Annotated in this window: 21 protein-coding genes and 1 pseudogene; 13 read left to right on the top strand and 9 right to left on the bottom strand. The window is 72.0% G+C overall.

What is annotated here, in order from left to right; translation table 11 throughout:
• Window positions 1-232: 232 nt before the first annotated feature.
• The 3 genes from ACFCXS_RS29440 to ACFCXS_RS29430 form a co-directional block, all read right to left on the bottom strand.
• The gene (locus ACFCXS_RS29440; protein WP_376646374.1) at window positions 233-940 is read right to left on the bottom strand and encodes a phosphatase PAP2 family protein; all 708 of its coding nucleotides are present in this window, start codon (window positions 938-940) and stop codon (window positions 233-235) included.
• Window positions 941-1,055: 115 nt separating this feature from the next.
• Complete coding sequence (locus ACFCXS_RS29435) at window positions 1,056-1,991, bottom strand: M56 family metallopeptidase (RefSeq protein ID WP_376646373.1); 936 nt, start codon at window positions 1,989-1,991, stop codon at window positions 1,056-1,058.
• A 95-nt stretch (window positions 1,992-2,086) separates the two neighbouring features.
• The gene (locus ACFCXS_RS29430; RefSeq protein WP_376646372.1) at window positions 2,087-2,635 is read right to left on the bottom strand and encodes a DUF5134 domain-containing protein; all 549 of its coding nucleotides are present in this window, start codon (window positions 2,633-2,635) and stop codon (window positions 2,087-2,089) included.
• A 149-nt stretch (window positions 2,636-2,784) separates the two neighbouring features.
• On the opposite strand from ACFCXS_RS29430, the gene ACFCXS_RS29425 reads away from it, so the two are divergent.
• Both ACFCXS_RS29425 and ACFCXS_RS29420 read left to right on the top strand, forming a co-directional pair.
• A complete protein-coding gene (locus ACFCXS_RS29425) occupies window positions 2,785-4,449 on the top strand; it encodes an FUSC family protein (protein WP_376646371.1) in 1,665 nt (554 codons plus the stop codon).
• 245 nt (window positions 4,450-4,694) lie between these two features.
• Entirely contained in the window at window positions 4,695-5,177 is a 483-nt protein-coding gene (locus ACFCXS_RS29420) for a MarR family winged helix-turn-helix transcriptional regulator (protein WP_376646491.1), read from the top strand.
• A gap of 34 nt (window positions 5,178-5,211) precedes the next feature.
• Here ACFCXS_RS29420 and ACFCXS_RS29415 read toward each other — a convergent pair whose 3' ends face one another.
• Together ACFCXS_RS29415 and ACFCXS_RS29410 are read right to left on the bottom strand one after the other, a co-directional pair.
• Window positions 5,212-6,264, bottom strand: a complete 1,053-nt coding sequence (locus ACFCXS_RS29415) for an aldo/keto reductase (protein ID WP_376646370.1) — start codon at window positions 6,262-6,264, stop codon at window positions 5,212-5,214.
• Window positions 6,265-6,362: 98 nt separating this feature from the next.
• Window positions 6,363-7,124, bottom strand: coding sequence for a VOC family protein (locus ACFCXS_RS29410; protein WP_376646369.1), 762 nt, complete (start codon window positions 7,122-7,124; stop codon window positions 6,363-6,365).
• Window positions 7,125-7,295: 171 nt separating this feature from the next.
• Between ACFCXS_RS29410 and ACFCXS_RS29405 the strand changes: the two genes are divergently transcribed.
• Window positions 7,296-7,649, top strand: a complete 354-nt coding sequence (locus tag ACFCXS_RS29405; protein ID WP_376646368.1) for a hypothetical protein — start codon at window positions 7,296-7,298, stop codon at window positions 7,647-7,649.
• On the opposite strand, the gene ACFCXS_RS29400 is transcribed toward ACFCXS_RS29405, so the two are convergent.
• A complete protein-coding gene (locus tag ACFCXS_RS29400; RefSeq protein ID WP_376646367.1) occupies window positions 7,631-8,023 on the bottom strand; it encodes a VOC family protein in 393 nt (130 codons plus the stop codon). The genes ACFCXS_RS29405 and ACFCXS_RS29400 overlap by 19 nt on opposite strands.
• Window positions 8,024-8,095: 72 nt before the next feature.
• On the opposite strand from ACFCXS_RS29400, the gene ACFCXS_RS29395 reads away from it, so the two are divergent.
• A complete protein-coding gene (locus ACFCXS_RS29395; RefSeq protein ID WP_376646366.1) occupies window positions 8,096-8,641 on the top strand; it encodes a GNAT family N-acetyltransferase in 546 nt (181 codons plus the stop codon).
• Here ACFCXS_RS29395 and ACFCXS_RS29390 read toward each other — a convergent pair.
• Window positions 8,638-9,321 (bottom strand): glycerophosphodiester phosphodiesterase, encoded by a 684-nt coding sequence (locus ACFCXS_RS29390; protein ID WP_376646365.1) that lies wholly within the window; start codon window positions 9,319-9,321, stop codon window positions 8,638-8,640. The genes ACFCXS_RS29395 and ACFCXS_RS29390 overlap by 4 nt on opposite strands.
• Before the next feature lie 249 nt (window positions 9,322-9,570).
• Between ACFCXS_RS29390 and ACFCXS_RS29385 the strand changes: the two genes are divergently transcribed.
• The 5 genes and pseudogenes from ACFCXS_RS29385 (at window position 9,571) to ACFCXS_RS29365 (ending at window position 14,210) form a co-directional block, all read left to right on the top strand.
• Entirely contained in the window at window positions 9,571-10,968 is a 1,398-nt protein-coding gene (locus ACFCXS_RS29385; RefSeq protein ID WP_376646364.1) for a DUF6421 family protein, read from the top strand.
• A gap of 50 nt (window positions 10,969-11,018) precedes the next feature.
• Window positions 11,019-11,768, top strand: a complete 750-nt coding sequence (locus tag ACFCXS_RS29380; RefSeq protein ID WP_376646363.1) for an SDR family NAD(P)-dependent oxidoreductase — start codon at window positions 11,019-11,021, stop codon at window positions 11,766-11,768.
• Entirely contained in the window at window positions 11,765-12,835 is a 1,071-nt protein-coding gene (locus ACFCXS_RS29375; RefSeq protein ID WP_376646362.1) for a threonine aldolase family protein, read from the top strand. The genes ACFCXS_RS29380 and ACFCXS_RS29375 overlap by 4 nt, the downstream gene beginning before the upstream one ends.
• 89 nt (window positions 12,836-12,924) lie before the next feature.
• Window positions 12,925-13,497 carry a transglutaminase domain-containing protein gene (locus ACFCXS_RS29370; RefSeq protein ID WP_376646361.1) on the top strand — a complete coding sequence of 191 codons (573 nt, stop codon included), beginning with the start codon at window positions 12,925-12,927 and terminating at the stop codon, window positions 13,495-13,497.
• 12 nt (window positions 13,498-13,509) lie between these two features.
• Window positions 13,510-14,210, top strand: a pseudogene (locus tag ACFCXS_RS29365) (B3/4 domain-containing protein).
• 18 nt (window positions 14,211-14,228) lie between these two features.
• On the opposite strand, the gene ACFCXS_RS29360 reads toward ACFCXS_RS29365, so the two are convergent.
• Both ACFCXS_RS29360 and ACFCXS_RS29355 read right to left on the bottom strand, forming a co-directional pair.
• The gene (locus tag ACFCXS_RS29360; protein WP_376646360.1) at window positions 14,229-14,957 is read right to left on the bottom strand and encodes a lysophospholipid acyltransferase family protein; all 729 of its coding nucleotides are present in this window, start codon (window positions 14,955-14,957) and stop codon (window positions 14,229-14,231) included.
• Window positions 14,958-15,145: 188 nt separating this feature from the next.
• Window positions 15,146-15,562, bottom strand: a complete 417-nt coding sequence (locus tag ACFCXS_RS29355) for a DUF4395 domain-containing protein (protein ID WP_376646359.1) — start codon at window positions 15,560-15,562, stop codon at window positions 15,146-15,148.
• A 78-nt stretch (window positions 15,563-15,640) separates the two neighbouring features.
• Here ACFCXS_RS29355 and ACFCXS_RS29350 point away from each other — a divergent pair, with 78 nt between their 5' ends.
• The 4 genes from ACFCXS_RS29350 (at window position 15,641) to ACFCXS_RS29335 (ending at window position 18,654) form a co-directional block, all read left to right on the top strand.
• Window positions 15,641-16,054: a thioredoxin family protein gene (locus tag ACFCXS_RS29350; protein ID WP_376646358.1), complete on the top strand. Its 414-nt coding sequence runs from the start codon at window positions 15,641-15,643 to the stop codon at window positions 16,052-16,054.
• An 83-nt stretch (window positions 16,055-16,137) separates the two neighbouring features.
• Window positions 16,138-16,629, top strand: a complete 492-nt coding sequence (locus ACFCXS_RS29345; protein WP_376646357.1) for a flavin reductase family protein — start codon at window positions 16,138-16,140, stop codon at window positions 16,627-16,629.
• Between the two features lie 221 nt (window positions 16,630-16,850).
• Window positions 16,851-17,639, top strand: coding sequence for an electron transfer flavoprotein subunit beta/FixA family protein (locus ACFCXS_RS29340; protein ID WP_366713936.1), 789 nt, complete (start codon window positions 16,851-16,853; stop codon window positions 17,637-17,639).
• Between the two features lie 52 nt (window positions 17,640-17,691).
• Complete coding sequence (locus tag ACFCXS_RS29335; protein ID WP_376646356.1) at window positions 17,692-18,654, top strand: electron transfer flavoprotein subunit alpha/FixB family protein; 963 nt, start codon at window positions 17,692-17,694, stop codon at window positions 18,652-18,654.
• The last annotated feature ends 31 nt before the right edge of the window (window positions 18,655-18,685 follow it).

Here is an 18,685-nt window from a genome sequence, read left to right as displayed (position 1 = left end):
GGCCGGTGATGCCGTCTGCCTCGGGCGACGCGGGGGATCGTCCGAGGCGGGCGAGCAGTCGGCCCCGGTAGTGGCCTCGGGCTACCTTCCGGTGGCGGGGGCGCCCACTTCCGTGACGTGCGCAGCACCTTGACGGAGTCGGGGGCCACCCGGCCGGGCCGTGCGGTGGTCGTGCAAGGAGTCGCACCGTACCGGGCCGGGCAGCGGGACCTGGCCGGGAGGGGCGGCGAGCCTAAGAGGCCGCTTCATGCGGCGGGGGAAGATCCCCGGCCGGGGGCTGCCGGCGCCGGTGGACCCACACCGCGAGGGCCACCACCATGGCGCCCAGCAGCCAGCCGCCCAGCACGTCCGACGGCCAGTGGACACCGAGCCAGATACGCGTCAGGCCGACTCCGACCACGGAGACGACGGCCACCGCCACGGCGGTGCGCCACACGGCCCGGCCGACGCCGTGCCGGTGCAGCAGCCACAGCAACAGGCCGCAGACCACGGTGGCGGTCATGGCGTGGCCCGACGGGAACGCCGAGTAGTGGGCGGAGTCGACGGGGTCGGGCCAGACCGGGCGGGGACGGTCCACCGCGGCCTTGACGCCCTGCTGCAGCAGGGTGCCCATCGCGACGGCCACCGCCAGCCACACCGCCGTCCAGCGGGCCGCCCAGCGCACCACCAGCCACACGACGACCGCCGCGCACAGCAGACGCATCGTCCAGGGGTCCCACACCCAGTCCGTGAGGATGCGGCACGTCCGGGTGAGGACCGGTTCGCCGACCGCCCAGCGGTGGGTGGTGTCGGAGATGTCCCGGTCCACGCCGATCAACGGGCTCCATCTGGCCGCGACGAGGACCAGCAGCAGCGCCGAGCACAGAGCCAGGGCGCCGGCGAGACCGGCGGTGGTGCGGTGTTCCGGACGGGGCGGGGAGTCGACGGACGAGGTGTGCATACTGCGATCCTCGCCGAACCGGGGGGTCCGGATCCAGTACGGGGACGATCTTCTGCCGGCCAGGCGAGGTGCTTCGGCCATGCCGTGGCCTCGGCAGGGTGCTCGGGAGGGCCCGCTAGCCCAGTGCCCGCAACCCCGGCACGAACGCCAGCAGCACCGGCACCACGGGTACCAGTGCGGCCGCCGCCGTCAGCCGCAGGCGCCGCGCCGCCGTCAGCCGGTCCGGGGGAGTGAGCAACCGGTTCACCCGGGCCGGGACATGGGCCTGCGGTGTCGGGCAGGGCCCGAACACGCCGCGGTGCTCGTTCAGTTCGACCAGCGCCAGTGCCGTGGTCAGCCGGCCGAAGCGGCGCGATGCCGTGTCGTCGGCGGCGAGTTCGACCAGGCGGTGCATCTCGTCGCGGAACGCGGCGAACACCGGCACCTGCGGAAAACCGCCGGCGAGCGCCGAGGAGCAGTTCAGCAGCCAGTCGTGCCGGGCCCGGGCGTGGCCCTGCTCGTGAGCGAGCACGGCGTCCAGCTGCCGGCCCTTCAGCCGGTGCAACGCGGCCGTGGTGACGACCAGTTGCGGGGGAGTGCCGGGCTGCCACCAGGCGTCGGGCTGCTCGCTCTCCAGGACGACCAGCCGGCCCCGGACGGCCACCTCGCCCGGCAGCAGCGGAGCCCGGACCAGCAGATCGGCGCGGCGACGGCGGCGCCGGGCGCGGGCGCGGCCGATCTCGCGCAGCAGCATCGCCGCGCTCCACAGCCCGCCGCCGGCCAGCGTGAGCGCCGTGGTCGCCGCCCAGGGGCCCGCGGTGCCGAGGGCGTAGGCCTCGACGACCGCGCGCGGGGCCGAGGCGAAGAGCTGCCCGCCGACCGCGTGCCAGGCCGCGGCCGCACTGAGCGTCATCGACAGGGCGCAGCACACGAGCACGGCCGCCACCACGCACTGCCACACCCACAGCGCCACCACCGGCTCACGGTCCGGCCAGTCCGCCCGCGCGAGCAGCCGGGGGGCGACCACGGCGGTCAGGGCGCCGAGCAGCAACAGCGCGGCGGTGAGCATCATGGGGGCAGCCTATGAGCGCCGCCCCGCTCAGGGGTACGACTTCTGACGCCGAAGTGACGCAGGCAACGGATCCGTTGGGCGCGGTCCGGTCCCGCTCACAGCGTCAGCAGCATCGCCACCATCGCGATCGCCATGGACAGCCGGCAGGCCCGAGCCAGTTCCGGCCGGTCGCCCCGGCCGGTGGGGCCGGCGCCCCCGGCCACGGCGGCGACCGGCACCAGACGGACCCCGGCCAGGAGCACGTACCCGGCGAAGTAGAGCAGCAGTGCCCCGGTCAGGAGCGGGACTCCCGATCCGCCCTGACCGTGCGCGTGCGCGGGAGAGCCGGCCATGACGACGGACATGTACACCATCGCGGCGGCCCCCACCAGGTGATGAAGATGGTGCGTGCCGGCCCGCGCCGCCCACAGCGCGTGGACGCCCGCCGCCCCGAACACCGCGGCGAAGACGGGCCACGCCCACGCGGGTGGCGTGTACACCGCCGCCGGCACGGCCATCGCGGCCATCCCGAAACCCATCAGTGCCTCGCCGCCCGCGGCGCTGCGCTGCCCCTCGGCGCCGCTGCGCATCCGTGCCAGGCAGTAGGCGCCGGTCACCGCGCAGAGCGCCACCAGCAGCCAGCCGGACGAAGCCGGTCCGTGCACGCGCACCTCCCCGTTGGACGGTCGGTCATTCGATGCCCGGGCCATGCGGCGCGCACGCAAGCGCAAGGGTGTACACGGGGAGCATTCGGCGGAGCACGCCAGGTGAGGGGATATGCTTCACGAGTAAAATACATGTTAATCTTCTGGGTATGAGCAGTGCGCCCCCCATGCCCTCCACCCCACCCGCCCGGCGTCTCCCGCTGGCGGGTGTGCTGCGCCTCGGCAGGCCCTCGGAGATCTGGTTCAAGCCCGCTGTGAGCGTGGTCGCGGCGATCGCCCCGCCCGCCCTCACCCTGCTCGCGCTCGGCCGGCTCGACCTGGTGATGTACACGATGGCCGGCTCCCTGTGCGCCCTGTACGCACACAACCGCCCTTACGCCGCCCGGGCCGGGGTCCTGGCGCGGGTGGTGCTGGGCATGCTCGGCGGGCTCGCCGTCGCCCTGGTCGCGGCCTCGCTCACCGGCAGCGCCGTCGTCCTGGTCACCGTCGGCGCGCTGCTGGCCGCCGCGCAGAAGGTGCTGTGCGACGCCACCCGGGTCGGCCCGCCGGGCAACGTCGTCCTCACGTTCGTCAGCTCCGCCTCACTGTTCGCGCCGCAGACCATGGGGCAGGTGCCCGGACATCTGGCCCTGGCCGCAGGAACGGGTGCCTGGGCCTGGCTGGTCTGCATGGCGCCCGCGCTCCTCAGGCCGCACGGACCGGAGCGCCGCGCCACCGCCGCCGCTCTGAAGGCCGCCGCCGGGTACGCCGCCACCGGCCGCACGGGCGAGGGCCATGCCCGGGCCCGCGCCGCGGGCTATGCCGCCGTGCAGGCCGCCTGGCAGTCGCTGCTGTCCACCAACGCCCCCTCCCGGACCCGGCGCGCTCTGGAACGGCTCGTCGTCCGTGCCGAGGTCGCCCTCGCGGCGCCGGCGGAGGCGGACGCGGGCCGGCTGCGCGCGTGGGCGGGTTCGCTGCGCGGCACCGGGCCCGTCCCGGAGGCCGGACTGCCGGACGCGGGCGCCGGTCAACTGCTCGGCGTGGCCGCGGCCCGGCCCCTCCGGGCACGGCTGGGGCCACTGACCCCGCTCGCGGTGCGTACCGCGCTCGGCTGCGCGCTCGCCGGCTACGCCTCCCTCGCCCTCGGCATCGGCCGCCCCTACTGGGCACTGGTCACCGCCGCCTCGCTCTACCAGGCCAACACCGCTCTGACCTGGAGCCGGGCCGTCCAGCGGGTCGTCGGCAACGTCGTCGGCGTGCTCGTCTTCCTGGCGGTCGTGCCGCTCGCGCACCTGGGACCGATGGCGCTCGTGCTGTGCTGCCTGGCGTTCAGCTTCGGCGCGGAGGTGCTGATCAGCCGGAACTACTGGCTCGGCAGCGTCTGCGTGACGCCCATGGCCCTGCTCATCACGGAGTTCGCCGGATACCAGGAGCCCAGGACGCTGATGACGGAGCGGGTCGTGGACACCGTCGTCGGTGCGCTGGTGGGATTCGTCGCCGCCGTGGCCGTCACCGACCGGCGCGCGGGCGACCGTGTCGAACACGCGCTGACCACCGCCGACCGGGCCCGCGAGCACGCCGCCCGCCTCCTGGCCGAGCCGGGCCCCGGCACCACGGGCCTGGAATCGGCTCGCCGAGGCCTCGCCGTCGCGCTCGCCGACCTGCGTGCCGCCGCCGACGCCGCCGCCGGTGAATGGTGGCAGCGGGCCCTGCCGCAGGAGCGGGTCGTGCTCGCCGAGCAGTCCGGACACCGTACGCTCGCCGCGACGGCCCGACGCCAGGGCCTGCTCCCGGACCGGGACCCGGCCACAGAAGCGGAGGACGCACGGCCATGACGCCGACCGAAGGACCATCGCCCGAGCGGAGCGACACGGGTCACGGCCCGCAGCCGGCGGCGGAGGAGCGGGCGGCCGACGAGGCGGGGACGACGGGAGCGGCCACCGCGGCGAGCGACCCCGGAGGCGGCCCCTCCACCGAGGCCGGCGCTCCGGGTGGTGGCCGTGGGGACGACACCGTCCGCGGCAGCCTCCCCGCCGAAGCGGACACCCCGGGTGGCCGCCGGGGTGACACCGTCGCCGCCGTGGTGCGGCAGTGGCAGGCCGTGCACCCCGGGCTCGACACCGGGCCGATGGAGATCATCGGGCGGATCAACCGCTGTGCCGCTCTGCTGCAGCAGGCCGAGGACGCTCCCCTGCGCCGGGCGGGGCTCAGCCGGCCCGAGTTCGATCTGCTGGGCGCGCTGCGTCGTACGGGGCACGAGCTGACGCCCGGGGAGCTGGCCAGGGAGACCTTCTCCTCGGGGGCCGCCGTCACCAAGCGCCTGAAGCAGCTGACCGAGCGCGGGCTGGTCGAACGGCGCGGGGACACCCGTGACAGGCGGGTCGTGCACCTGCGCCTCACCGACGCCGGGCGCGACCTCGTCGACGGCATCCTGCCCGTCCAGCTCGCCTACGAGACCGCCGTGCTGTCCGGCATCGAGGGCTCCGCGCAGGGCGAACTGGCCTCCTCGCTGGGAGAGTTGCTCAGCCAGCTGGAGGGGCGGCTCGGAGCGCTGCGGGCCTGATGCGGCCACCGGCCCGGACGCGCCGGCGCACCGGTCACAGCACCTCGTGCACCGTGCGGCGATGCGTGGAGCGGCGGTCGTCGACGGCCTCCCAGCGGTCGCCGTAGACGGCTTCGGTGATGGCCGGCTCCCGGAGGAAATCGTGCGGGAAGCCGAGCGGCACCGCGCTCACCTCGTCGAGCCGGGCGAGGGCGTCCGTGTCGAGGCGGACGTCGACACTGGCCAGATTGTCGGCGAGCTGGCTCTCCCTGGTCGCCGCGATGATCGGCACCACGTTCCCCGGCCGGGCCAGCAACCAGGCCAGCGCCACCTGCGCCGGGCTCCAGCCGCCCTGCTCGGCCACCTCCAGCACGGCGCTGACCACCGCCTCCTCGCGCGGGTCGGCGTCCCCGCCGGTGGTGTCGAGACGCCCCGCCTCGCCCTTGCGGTACTTGCCGGTGAGCTTTCCGGCCGCGAGCGGCGCCCACGCCAGCACGGCCAGGTCGAACGCCCGGGCCTGCGGCAGCAGTTCGCGCTCCGGCGTCCGTTCCAGCAGGCTGTAGCGCAGCTGCGAACCGGCGAACGCGGTCCATCCCCGCAGCTCCGCAAGGGTGTTGGCCCGGGCGATCTCCCAGGCCGGCCAGTCCGAGACACCGACGTACAGCACCTTGCCCGTGCGGACGAGGTCGTCCAGGGCCCGCATGACCTCCTCGACCGGTGTGAAGTTGTCCCGGGCGTGCACCCACAGCACGTCCAGCCGGTCGGTACGCAGCCGCCGCAGGCTCGCCTCCACCGACTGGACCAGGTTCTTGCGGTGATTGCCCGCGGCGTTGACGTCACCGTCACGGATTCCGCAGGTGTACTTGCTGGCCAGTACGAACCTGTCGCGCCGGCCTTCGAGCAGCTCGCCGAGGATCCGTTCCGAGCTGCCGTCGGTGTAGTTGTTGGCGGTGTCGATGAAGTTGCCGCCCGCCTCCGCATAGGCGTCGACGATCCGGGCGCTGGTCTCCTCACCGGCGCCCCAGCCCCAGTCGTCGCCGATGGTCATCGCGCCGAGGCTCAGCTCGCTCACGCGCAGACCGGTCTTGCCGAACAGTGTGTAACGCACGGTTGTCCTCTCGGGCAGGTCGTGCGCAGGACGCTAGGAGCTGGAGTGCACTTCAGCGCAAGCCCCCACCGATGCCCTCGGCGTCACACACCGTCGTCTCAGCGCTCGTCGTCCGCCCGGTACACGCCGAACACCGCCCCCTGCGGGTCCCGCAGCACCGCGATGCGCGGGCCGTCGGGAACGGAGGTGGGCACCATCAGGACCGTGCCGTGCCGCTGCACGACGGCGGTCGTGCCGTCCACGTCGGCCACCGCGAAGTAGGGCAGCCAGTGCGCCGGCACCTCGGGCGGGAACTTCTCGTCCATGGTCACCATGCCGCCGAAGTCGGCGCCGCCGACGCCCCACTGGGTGTAGCGGTCCGACGGGGCGACCGTCCAGCCGAACACCCGCGTGTAGAAGGACACCGCCCCCTGCGGATCTCGCGTCATCAGCTCCACCCAGCCCAGCGAACCCGGCGCGTTGAACAGCCCGGCGCCCGGGAAGGTCCCCGCCTGCCACAGCTGGAACACGGCCCCGCCGGGATCGGCGGCCACCGCGAAACGGCCCGCGTCGAACACGTCCGTCGGGCCGAACAGCACCGACCCGCCGGCCTCCGTCACCGCACGCACGACGGCGTCCGCGTCGGCCACCGCGAACGACACGTTCCACGCGACCGGCTGCGACGGCTGGTACAGCGGGGCGAGCGCCGCCACGGCCGCGTCCCCGAGGTGCGCGACGGTGTACCCGCCGGCCTCCTGACGCGCGTCCGTCTCGGGCCGCCAGCCGAACAGCCGCGTGTAGAACCGCCGGGCCGCGTCCAGATCGCTGGTCCCCAGCTCGGTCCAGCAGGGACCGCCGGTCACCGGTGCGTCGAGTTTCATGGCGTTCCTTCCGCGAGCGGCGGGGGTCCCCTCCAGCACGCTAAGCCGCCTCCCGGGCTCACTGCCATCCGGGGGAAACCCGGTGGTGCGCCGCGGCGGCCCCGGCGTACCCTCGCCCCGTACCGCACCGCGTGGCGGCCGCCGGCTCTGCACCCTGCCCGGAGGTACCCCATGCCGGCGCTCCAGGTGCGCCCCTTCCGCCGGACCGACCGCGACCAGCTGACCGACCTGGTCAACCTGCACGTGGCGGCCCTTCCGGAACGCCACGCCCGCCCGGCGGGTATCGCCGACATCGGCAACCTGTACATCGACCCCGCGCAGTCCGGCACCGGAGTGGCGCACTGGCTGCTCGCCCGGGCCGCCGACCGGCTGCGGCTGTGCGGCGTCGACCGTCTCGTCGCCTGTGAGCCGGCCGCCGACAGTGCCCCGCCGGCCCTCCTGACCGGTGCGGGCTTCGGCGGGCTCACCCGCACCGACCGGGGCTGGGAGCACCGCCCCGGGAGAACTCAGATGCCGGGCCGGTAGCGCATCGGGTGGTCCGCCGGAACCTCCACCAGCACGATCGGCGTCCCGTCCGGATCCGCGATCCACATCTCGACCAGCCCCCAGGGTTCCTTCACCGGCGGCCGCACGATGTCCACGCCCTTCGCCCGCAGCTCCTGCTGTGCCGCGGTCACGTCGTCGACCTGCAGCCACAGCCGTACGGCGGGCGCCGGGGGCGTCTCGGAGCGGCCCGAGACCTCCAGGAAGCCGCCGCCCAGGAAGAACACCGTGCCGCGCTCCGCGCCCGTGCCGAACTCGCGGTACACGGCGAGGCCCAACTGCTCGCCGTAGAAGGCCCGGGAGCGCTCGGGGTCGGTTGGGCGGAGCAGGATCCGGCTGCTGAGTACATGCACCATGCAGCGGAGCTTAGTGGGGGCGTTACGCTCATCCCTGCCCGAGCCGCGCCAGGAAGACGGAGACGCACGCCCATGGAGACCGCCGCCACCGCCACCGCACTGACGTACCGCGACGCCACCGACGCCAACGTGGACGGGCTCGTCGCGCTGGTCGAGTCGGCTTACCGGGGCGACGACAGCCGTGCCGGATGGACCACCGAGGCGGACATCCTCGAAGGGCAGCGGACCGACCCGGAGGGCGTGCGAGCGGTCATCAAGTCGCCCGACAGCCGGCTCCTCACGGTGGAGCGGGACGGCAGGATCGTCGCCTGCTGCCAGTTGGAGCACCGGGGCGAGAACGCCTACTTCGGGATGTTCGCCGTCAGCCCTCTGCTCCAGGGCGCTGGCCTCGGCAAGCTGGTCATCGCGGAGGCGGAGCGCCGGGCCCGCGAGACGTGGGGCGTGCGGGAGATGCAGATGACGGTGATCTCCGTGCGTGAAGACCTCATCGCCTGGTACGAGCGGCGCGGCTACCGCCGTACGGGACGGATGACCCCGTTCCCGTACGGCGAGGAGCGCTTCGGGATCCCGCAGCGCGACGACCTGCAGTTCGAGCTGCTGGTCAAGGAACTCGGCTAGGCCGTGAAACGGCCGGTGCGTTTGATGTCCGGGTGGTCGGTGGTCGCGCCGTCCAGACCGAACGCCCGGACCAGTCGCAGCTGGTCCTGCGTGTTCACCACCCAGCCGATGATCCTCAGGTCGGCCTTGCGGGCCCGCTCCACGATCTCCAGGGTGAGCCGGCGGATGTTCAGGCACACGGTCCCGGCGCCGGCCTCGACCGCGCGGTCCACGATGTCGGTGCCGTAGCGACTGGCGATCAGTGCCGTGCGCACCCCCGGCACCAAGGGCTTGATCTCGGCGATCGCCTCGTCGTGGAACGACGACACCTCCACCCGGCCGGCCAGATCGCGGCGGTTCATCACCTCGGCCAGTGCCCGCGCCGCCTGTTTGTCCTTGATCTCCGCCTGGAGCGGCGTGTGGACGGCCTCCAGGACCTCCTCGAATTCGGGGACGTGCTCGCCCCGGCCCGCGTCCAGAGCCCGCAGCTCGGCGAGGGTCTTCTCGGCGATCGGGCCGGTGCCGTCGGTCGTGCGGTCCACATCCGTGTCGTGCATGACGACGAGCGCGCCGTCCTTGCTGAGATGCAGATCGAGCTCGATGGCGTCGAGGCCCGCCTCCTGGGCGGCGACGAAGGACCGGAGGGTGTTCTCGGGTTCCACACCCATGACTCCGCGGTGACCGATGGTGAGGAAGTTCAAGACGCGACTCTCTTCCGTCGACAGGCGGCGATGGGGGCCTGACGGCCCCCCTGACCGTATCGCCTGGACCCGCCCTGTGCAGAGAGTGAGGGCATGGTCGCCGCGCATTCGGGCAGAAGTGTGACCGACAGGAAAAAGTGCGGTGGAGCACAGGGTCGGGCAGGATAATTTCCCGGGTTCACCCTTGCTGGGAGGAACCTCGTGTGTATACGGTCTGCATACGTGAGATTCTCCCGTGGAAGGTGGGACATGACGGAAATTCTTGTGCAGGTGGGTTCGGAGGAAGTTCTTCCTCCCGTGGCCAGGGTGGTGGACCACCCGGCATGGCCCGTGCTCAAGGATGCCGTGGAGCGGATCCGGCCATGGCAGTCCAAGGACGGGTCGATCGACTTCGACGCCGAGGGCGCGCCCGACCCGGCCGACGCCGAGCTCGCGGTCCGCCAGGTCGCCGACGCCGTCCTGGAGCTCTCCTCGCTGCTCCCGCACGACGGCGCTTACCACGAGGCCCTGGCCAAGGACCTGACCCGGTGGGCCGACGGCGGCTTCCAGGTGCCCGACTTCCTCGACTCGCTGCTGGCCTTCCATCCCGCCGCGAACCGCGCGGACGGCCTCCAGCACCTCGTCGTCTTCCCGATGTACACGCAGAACGGCAACCCGGACCGCAACCTCGAGGCGGTCGTGCTGCGCATGGTCTGGCCGGACTGGCTGGCCGAGCTGGAGCGCACCCGCTACGACAACCCGCTGTTCTGCGGCATCAAGTTCGAGGACTTCACCTCCGGCTACGACACCAACTCGGCCGTCCTGTTCCCCGAGACCATCGCCGTGCGCGAGGCCCCGGAGCGGTTCACCTGGGGTGGCATCTTCTGCGACCGCGAGGCCGCCCGCTTCCGCCGCGTGACCGACGCCGCCGTCGACATCCTGGGCCTGGAGCTGCCCGAGGACGTCGCCGCGATGGTCCACGACCAGAAGCGCTGCGAAGAGGCGTTCGTTCTGTGGGACATGGTCCACGACCGCACCCACAGCCACGGCGACCTGCCCTTCGACCCCTTCATGATCAAGCAGCGCCAGCCGTTCTGGATGTACGGCCTGGAGGAGCTGCGCTGTGACCTCACCGCCTTCAAGGAGGCCGTGAAGCTCTCCGCCGACGGCGTCCCGCAGGCCCGTGACGTGCAGGTCGCGGTCCTCTTCGACCGCATGTTCCGCTTCCCCGTCACCGGCGAGCGCGTGCGCAACTACGACGGTCTCGGCGGCCAGCTCCTCTTCGCCTACCTGCACAAGCACGACGTCGTCCGCTGGACCGACAACAAGCTCACCATCGACTGGGAGCGTGCCCCGCAGGTCACCAACCAGCTGTGCGCCGAGATCGAGGACCTGTACCGCGACGGCATCGACCGCCCGAAGCTCGTTCACTGGTTCGCCGGCTACGAGCTGGTCTCGACCTACCTCTCCCCGCACCCGGGGTCCAAGTGGGCCAAGGGCCCCGACGCCCTCGACACGACGCAGCCGCCGCGCAAACTCGTCGATGACGTGCTTCCGGACGAGTTTCCGCTGAGCATGTTCTATGAGGCACTGTCCAAGAAGCTGAAGAACGTGATCGCCTCCACCAAGGGCATCACGGCGGACAGCGCCGAGCGGACCGCCGCGTGAGCGGCGGAACCTTCCGCGAGACCGGGAACACTGCTCAGGAGGCGAAGGCGATGGCGGGGAACGGAGCTCTCAGCGGTGCGGTGATCGCGGTGGCCGGAGCGGGCGGCCCCGCCGGCCGGGCGGCCATCCTGCGACTGGCCGAGGCGGGGGCCACGGTCGCCGCCGCGGACAACGATCCGGAGCGGCTGGCGGAGGCCGTGGACGCGGCTCGGTACGCGTCCGGCGGCGCGACGGTCACCGGCGAACCCGTCGACCTGCTCGACCTCCAGTCCACCCGTGACTGGGCCGCCCACATCGAGAAGGACTTCGGCCGGGTCGACGGCCTCGTCCACCTCGTGGGCGGCTGGCGCGGCAGCGAGACCTTCATCAAGTCGAGTCTCGACGACTGGGACTTCCTCGAACTCCTGCTGATCCGCACCGTGCAGCACACCTCGCTGGCCTTCTACGAGAGCCTGCAGCGCAGCGACCTGGGGCGGTACGTCCTGATCAGCGCCGCCGGTGCCTCGAAGCCGACGGCGGGCAACGCCTCCTATGCCGCCGCCAAGGCCGCCGCCGAGGCGTGGACGCTCGCCCTGGCCGACGCCTTCCGCAAGGCCGGAGGCCCCGAGGGCCCGACCTCGGCGGCCACGATCCTGGTGGTCAAGGCGCTGGTCCACGATGCGATGCGCGCCGACCGGCCCAACGCGAAGTTCGCGGGCTTCACCGACGTCAAGGACCTGGCCGAGGCCATCACCGAGGTCTGGGACAAGCCCGCCGCCGAAGTGAACGGAAACCGTCTGTGGCTCACCGAGAAGCCGTGAACCCGCCGAAGACCGACGCCCGCCGTCATCACGACCCCGAGGTCCGCGGTTTCGCCAGCGACAACTACGCCGGGGCCCACCCGGAGGTGCTCGCCGCCCTGGCCCTGGCCAACGGCGGGCACCAGGTCGCGTACGGCGAGGACGCCTACACCGGGAACCTCCAGCAGGTGGTCCGCAGTCACTTCGGGCCGACGGCCGAGGCGTTCCCGGTCTTCAACGGAACCGGCGCGAACGTCGTCGCGCTCCAGGCGGTCACCGACCGCTGGGGCGCGGTGATCTGCGCGGAGAGCGCGCACATCAACGTCGACGAGTGCGGGGCCCCGGAGCGGGTCGGCGGCCTGAAGCTGCTGACCGTTCCGACGCCCGACGGCAAGCTCACGCCCGAGCTGATCGACCGGCAGGCGTACGGCTGGGACGACGAGCACCGCGCGATGCCGCAGGTCGTCTCCATCGCGCAGGCCACCGAACTGGGCACCGTCTACACGCCGGACGAGATACGGGCCATCTGCGAGCACGCCCACGCGCACGGCATGAAGGTGCACCTGGACGGCTCCCGGCTGGCCAACGCCGCCGCCACCCTGAACGTCCCGATGCGCACGCTCACCAACGCCGCCGGCGTCGACATCCTCTCGCTGGGCGGCACCAAGAACGGCGCCCTGTTCGGCGAGGCCGTCGTGGTCATCGACCAGGACGCCGTGAGCCACATGAAGCACCTGCGCAAGTTGTCCATGCAGCTCGCCTCCAAGATGCGCTTCGTGTCGGTGCAGTTGGAGGCCCTGCTCGCCCGGGACCTGTGGCTGCGCAACGCCGCGCACGCCAACGAGATGGCACAGCGCCTCGCCGAGGGCGTGCGGGCCGTGCACGGCGTGGAGATCCTCCACCCCGTGCAGGCCAACGCGGTCTTCGCCCGCCTGCCCCACGACGTGAGCGAGCGCCTTCAGAAGCGCTTCCGCTTCTACTTCTGGGACGAGGCCGCCGGCGACGTCCGCTGGATGTGCGCGTTCGACACGACCGAGGACGACGTGGACGCGTTCGTGGCGGCACTCAAGGAGGAGATGGCCCGCTAGGGCCCGACGGCACCCCCAGGCATGCATATGTATACGGCAGAGCGTAAAAAGATTGACTGCGGGGTGGGTCCTTCCTACGCTCTGCCTGCATGCAGCTCATCCAGCAAACGCCTGACCTTTCCGCCTACCTGGCCGCCGATGAGGCGATCGACCATCACCACCCGCTGGTCCGGGAGACCGCGGCGAGGCTCGCCGACGGGGTGGACGACTCGTATGGCTATGCGAGGGCAGCCTTTGAATTCGTGCGCGACGCCGTCCCGCACTCGCAGGACTCCGGCGATCTCCGTGTCACGTGGCGCGCCTCCGATGTCCTGAGGCGGCGCACCGGCATCTGCTACGCCAAGGCCCACGCGCTGGCCGCGCTGCTGCGGGCGGAGGACATCCCCACCGCGCTGTGCTACCAGAAGTTCGACGAGGTGCACGGGCTGGTCGCCGTGCGGTTCCACGGCGCGTGGCACCGGCAGGACCCGCGGGGCAACAAGCCCGGTGTCGACGCGCAGTTCTCCCTCGGCGGCGAGAGGCTTGCCTTCACGCCCGACCATGCATCCAATGAAATGGACTATCCGGTGCTGTACGCTGCACCGCATCCGGTCGTGCTGAACGCTCTCAAGGCGGCTCGCGACCGGCCGCACCTGTGGCAGACGCTCCCCACCGCACTCTGAGGCAAGGCGACCATGACGCTCACGCTGTCCGTGTCCGACGACGTACGCGCTCTCGCGCCCGGCTTCACGCACGTCGCGATCGAGGCGCACGGACTGGTCAACGGGCCCAGCAGCCAAGCCGGTTCGGAGGTCCTCGACGACGCGGCCCGGCGGCTCGCCGTACGACTGGACGGCCGAGCACCGCACGAGGACCCGCACATGGCCGCCTGGCGCGAGACCTGCACGGCGTTCGGCTCGAAGCCGTCCAGGACCCGCAACTCCGCTGAGGCGCTGGCCAAGCGGCCCTGTCGGAGTCCGGGCTGCCCCGCGTCAACCTGCTCGTCGACCTCTACAACGCCGTCTCCGTCGCCCGTCTGATCCCGGTCGGCGGCGAGGACCTCGACCGTGTCGAGGGCGGCATGCGGCTGATCCGCGCCACGGGGGAGGAGGACTTCGTGACCGTCGCCGGCGGCGAGGAGACCGTCGAGCATCCCGACGCGGGCGAAGTGGTGTGGCGCGACGACGCGGGGGTCACCTGCCGCCGCTGGAACTGGCGTCAGGGCCCGCGCACCCGGCTCACCGAGGGGACGACATCGGGCATCTTCCTGCTGGAGAGCCTGGCCCCGATGCCGGTCGCCGAGGTGGCTGCGGCCGCGGCGGAACTCGCCGAGCTGCTGACGGGCTTCAGCCCGGGCGCGGACATCGCCGTACGCGCTCCGGAGTCCTGCGCCTGAGAACCGGGCGGGTGGGGCTCAGTGCGCCTCGGCCGCCCGCACCTGCTCCGGCGTCGGGGCCGTGCCGCCGAGGTGGGCCGGCATCCACCAGGTGTCGTCCGGGCCCTTGGGGCGGACGGGGTAGGCGCGCTGGGCGGCCTCGAGGAGCTCCTGGACGCGCTCGCGCAGCTGGCGCGTGATGGCGCCCGCGTACTTGTCGCGGGACGCCTCGATCGCCTCACCGACCCGGATCGTGATGGGGATGTGGCTGCGCTTGAAGTTGCGCGGGTGTCCCTTGGTCCACAGCCGCTGCGTGCCCCACACGGCCATCGGGACCAGCGGGACGCCGGCCTCCTGCGCCAGCCGCGCGGCGCCCGACTTGAAGCTCTTCAGCGTGAACGACTGCGAGATCGTCGCCTCCGGGAAGACCCCGACGATCTCGCCCGACCGCAGCGAGTCCAGGGCGTGCGCGTAGGCCGCCTCGCCCTGCTTGCGGTCCACCGGGATGTGCTTCATCCCGCGCATCAGCGGGCCGGAGATCTTGTGCCGGAAGACCGATTCCTTCGCCATGAAGCGCACGAGACGCTTCTGCGGCAGCGCCGCCAGGCCGTCGAAGACGAAGTCCAGGTAGCTGATGTGATTGCTCACCAGTACGGCGCCGCCCGAGCGCGGGATGTTCTCCGAACCCTGGAGGTCGATCTTGAGGTCCCACACCTTGAACAGCGTGCGGGCGAAACCGACGACGGGACGGTAGACGAGCTCTGCCATGGGCGGGTCGGACCCTTCCTGCTCTGCCTGGGAAGGGATTCCCAGTGGAGAAGTTACGCAGCCGTAGGTTTACGGCATGTCGCAGATCGTGCCCGAAGAACGGCCGGGTAGCCAGTCCTCGTGCCCGTCGGCGGCGAGATTCTCGTCACGTCGTCCGCAGGTTCCCACCTCGTGCTTTTGCGTCCCCATTACTCCGCGCGGACCGCCACCCGCCGCACGAGCAGGTACAACTCGCAACCCAGGCAGTACCCGAACGCCGCATTCAGGAAGGCGGCGGCGAGCGCGGCACCGGTCGCCGCCAGCCCCAGCCAGTCGGGCCCCAGGGTGTAGCCGACGAGCCCGAGACCGGCGAAAAGCAGTCCCACGGCCTGGGCGAAGCGCGGCGGTTCGGGCGCCTCGAACTCCGTCGGCGGCCCGAGTCGCGGCCGGACCGCCTTGGCGTACAGCAGGCCGTACGGGGAGCGGCCGGCCCCACCGGCCGCGCCCAGCAGGAACGCCAGCGTCTGCCAGGCCAGCAGCCAGGCGCTTCCCGTGACCAGCACGACCGCCAGGACGGCGGTCGTGACGACCGCGCCGAAACGCGGCCCTCTCGCATCGATGTCCATGGGAACCAAGCATTCCGCAGCGCGGCCGTACATGGGGGGTGGGAATCTTTGCGGTCTCGTGAACGCTTACGCGATGTGATGACCGGACTGGTGGTGTGCGTGGCGGTGCTCGCGACGGCGAGCGCCTACGGAGTGCTGCGACGGCGGCGGAGCGGGAGAGTGCGGGTGCGCGGACGCGACGACGGCAAGCGGCTCGATGCGGTGGAACTCGGTGCGGAACTCGGCGAGCGGGCCACGCTCGTGCAGTTCTCCAGCGCCTTCTGCGCGCCCTGCCGGGCGACCCGGAGGGTCCTCGGCGAAGTGGCCGGCGTCGTGCCGGGCGTGACCCACGTCGAGATCGACGCCGAGGCCCACCTCGACCTCGTGCGGCGGCTGGACATCCTCAAGACTCCGACCGTGCTGGTGCTGGACGCCGGCGGACGGGTGGTGCGTCGCGCCACGGGACAGCCGCGCAAGGCCGACGTGATCGCGGCACTGGGGGAGGCGGTGTGACACGGGTGACGCCGTCGGTGAGTCATCTCCCACATCACGGAACGAACTTGACTGCGCGTACCATTTATCGTCAGCCTGACCCCATGCCTGCGGACCTTCTCGCCACGCCCGACCTCCTGCGCTCGGTCTTCCGGCGGCACGCGGCGGGAGTCGCCGTCATCACCGCCCGTGGCGAGGCCGGCCCGGTGGGTTTCACCGCCACCTCCCTGACGTCGGTGTCCGCCGAGCCGCCCCTGCTGTCCTTCGGTGTCGGCACCGGTGCCTCCAGCTGGCCCGCCATCGCGACGGCGGACCACGTCGGTGTCCACATCCTCGGGGAGCACCAGCAGGAGCTGGCCGCCACCTTCTCCCGCAGCGGCGCCGACCGCTTCGGCCCGCCCACCGGCTGGCGGGAGGGACCGGAAGGGGTTCCGGTCCTCGACGGTGTGCTGGCCTGGCTGGTGGGCCGGATCGTCGCGCGCGTACCCGCCGGGGACCACCGGCTCGTGATCGCCGAGGTCGTGGACGGCGACCCCTCCGGCACCGGCCGTCCCCTCCTCTACCACCAGGGACGTTTCCAGCGGCTGGGTGACTGAACCGCTTGGCCCCCCGGGCTGCGTGACCGTCGAGTTCCGGTTACGCTGCGTTGCGAAGGTCACAGTTCAAAGCGCTTGCTTAGCGGGAACGAACTGGGTGTACTGACGAGTAATATTTCGCTCGGGGCGTGGGTTCGCCCCGACCGGGATCGGACGCTAGAGGCGCCTATGCTGCCTGCAAGTAGGCAGCATGGAAATGACGATGCAGTAGGAGAGCCGGCGTGAGCTTGAGGATCGTTGTCACTGTGAAGTACGTGCCCGACGCCACTGGCGACCGGCACTTCGCCGATGACCTGACCGTCGACCGGGACGACGTGGACGGTCTGCTCTCCGAGCTCGACGAGTACGCGGTCGAGCAGGCGCTGCAGATCTCCGAGAACTCCGACGACGACGTGGAGATCACCGTCCTGACGGTGGGCCCCGAGGACGCCAAGGACGCCCTGCGCAAGGCGCTCTCCATGGGCGCGGACAAGGCGATCCACGTCGAGGACGACGACATCCACGGCACCGACGCCATCGGCACCTCCCTGATCCTGGCCAAGGCGATCGAGAAGGCCGGCTACGACCTGGTCGTCTCCGGCATGGCCTCCACCGACGGCACCATGGGCGTCGTGCCCGCGCTGCTCGCCGAGCGTCTGGGCGTCCCGCAGGTCACGCTGCTCTCCGAGGTCTCCGTCGAGGACGGCACGGTCAAGGGCCGCCGCGACGGCGACGCCGCCTCCGAGAACCTGGAGGCCTCCCTCCCGGCGGTCGTGTCGGTGACCGACCAGTCGGGTGAGGCGCGCTACCCCTCCTTCAAGGGCATCATGGCGGCCAAGAAGAAGCCGGTGGAGTCCTGGGACCTGTCCGACCTGGACCTCGAGGCCGAGGAGGTCGGCCTGGAGGGCGCCTGGACCAAGGTCGACGGCGCGGCCGAGCGTCCCGCCCGCACCGCGGGCACGATCGTCAAGGACGAGGGCGAGGGCGGCAAGCAGCTCGCTGAGTTCCTCGCGGGCCAGAAGTTCATCTGAGCCCTTTCGCTGACCGCCCCTCATCTTTCGCAAGCAGGAGAGAAGAAGTCCCATGGCTGAAGTTCTCGTCTACGTCGACCACGTGGACGGCGCCGTCCGCAAGCCCACCCTCGAGCTGCTGACCCTGGCCCGCCGCATCGGCGAGCCGGTCGCCGTCGCGCTGGGCAACGGCGCCGGTGACACCGCCGCCAAGCTCGCCGAGCACGGCGCGGTCAAGGTCCTCACCCACGAGGCCGCCGAGTACGCCGACTACCTGGTCGTACCGAAGGTCGACGCCCTCCAGGCCGCCCACGAGGCCGTGTCCCCGGCCGCCGTGCTGGTGCCCTCCTCCGCCGAGGGCAAGGAGATCGCCGCGCGTCTGGCGCTGCGTCTGGGCTCCGGCATCATCACCGACGCCGTCGACCTCGAGGCCGGCGACGAGGGCCCGGTGGCCACGCAGTCCGTGTTCGCCGCGTCCTTCACCACCAAGTCCCGTGTCTCCAAGGGCACCCCGGTCATCACGGTCAAGCCCAACAGCGCCGCCGTCGAGGCCGCCCCGGCCGCCGGTGCGGTCGAGGCCCTGAGCGTCTCCTTCTCCGCGCAGGCCACCGGCACCAAGGTCACCGGCCGTACGCCGCGTGAGTCGACGGGCCGCCCGGAGCTGACCGAGGCCGCGATCGTGGTCTCCGGCGGCCGTGGTGTCAACGGCGCGGAGAACTTCGCGATCATCGAGGCGCTCGCCGACTCCCTCGGTGCCGCTGTCGGCGCCTCGCGTGCCGCCGTCGACGCCGGCTGGTACCCGCACACCAACCAGGTCGGCCAGACCGGCAAGTCCGTCTCGCCGCAGCTGTACATCGCCAACGGCATCTCCGGCGCGATCCAGCACCGCGCCGGTATGCAGACCTCCAAGACCATCGTGGCGGTCAACAAGGACGCCGAGGCCCCGATCTTCGACCTCGTCGACTACGGCGTCGTCGGCGACCTCTTCGACGTCGTCCCGGCCCTGACCGAGGAGATCAAGACCCGCAAGGGCTGATCGACCCCGGCCGTGGAAGGCCCCCGTGACC

Source organism: Streptomyces sp. NPDC056373 (assembly GCF_042262425.1).
GTDB lineage: Bacteria > Actinomycetota > Actinomycetes > Streptomycetales > Streptomycetaceae > Streptomyces.
The sequence above is the reverse complement of the archived record's forward strand: the minus strand, read 5'-3'. Positions and strand labels throughout refer to the sequence as shown.

Coding starts and splice junctions, on each gene's coding strand:
- ACFCXS_RS29410 (WP_376646369.1), bottom strand. CDS start 7,124: ATGAAACTCGACGCACCGGTGACCGGCGGTCCCTGCTGGACCGAGCTG.
- ACFCXS_RS29405 (WP_376646368.1), top strand. CDS start 7,296: ATGCCGGCGCTCCAGGTGCGCCCCTTCCGCCGGACCGACCGCGACCAG.
- ACFCXS_RS29350 (WP_376646358.1), top strand. CDS start 15,641: ATGACCGGACTGGTGGTGTGCGTGGCGGTGCTCGCGACGGCGAGCGCC.
- ACFCXS_RS29380 (WP_376646363.1), top strand. CDS start 11,019: ATGGCGGGGAACGGAGCTCTCAGCGGTGCGGTGATCGCGGTGGCCGGA.
- ACFCXS_RS29425 (WP_376646371.1), top strand. CDS start 2,785: ATGAGCAGTGCGCCCCCCATGCCCTCCACCCCACCCGCCCGGCGTCTC.
- ACFCXS_RS29435 (WP_376646373.1), bottom strand. CDS start 1,991: ATGATGCTCACCGCCGCGCTGTTGCTGCTCGGCGCCCTGACCGCCGTG.
- ACFCXS_RS29385 (WP_376646364.1), top strand. CDS start 9,571: ATGACGGAAATTCTTGTGCAGGTGGGTTCGGAGGAAGTTCTTCCTCCC.
- ACFCXS_RS29440 (WP_376646374.1), bottom strand. CDS start 940: ATGCACACCTCGTCCGTCGACTCCCCGCCCCGTCCGGAACACCGCACC.
- ACFCXS_RS29335 (WP_376646356.1), top strand. CDS start 17,692: ATGGCTGAAGTTCTCGTCTACGTCGACCACGTGGACGGCGCCGTCCGC.
- ACFCXS_RS29360 (WP_376646360.1), bottom strand. CDS start 14,957: ATGGCAGAGCTCGTCTACCGTCCCGTCGTCGGTTTCGCCCGCACGCTG.
- ACFCXS_RS29400 (WP_376646367.1), bottom strand. CDS start 8,023: ATGGTGCATGTACTCAGCAGCCGGATCCTGCTCCGCCCAACCGACCCC.
- ACFCXS_RS29355 (WP_376646359.1), bottom strand. CDS start 15,562: ATGGACATCGATGCGAGAGGGCCGCGTTTCGGCGCGGTCGTCACGACC.
- ACFCXS_RS29370 (WP_376646361.1), top strand. CDS start 12,925: ATGCAGCTCATCCAGCAAACGCCTGACCTTTCCGCCTACCTGGCCGCC.
- ACFCXS_RS29345 (WP_376646357.1), top strand. CDS start 16,138: ATGCCTGCGGACCTTCTCGCCACGCCCGACCTCCTGCGCTCGGTCTTC.
- ACFCXS_RS29395 (WP_376646366.1), top strand. CDS start 8,096: ATGGAGACCGCCGCCACCGCCACCGCACTGACGTACCGCGACGCCACC.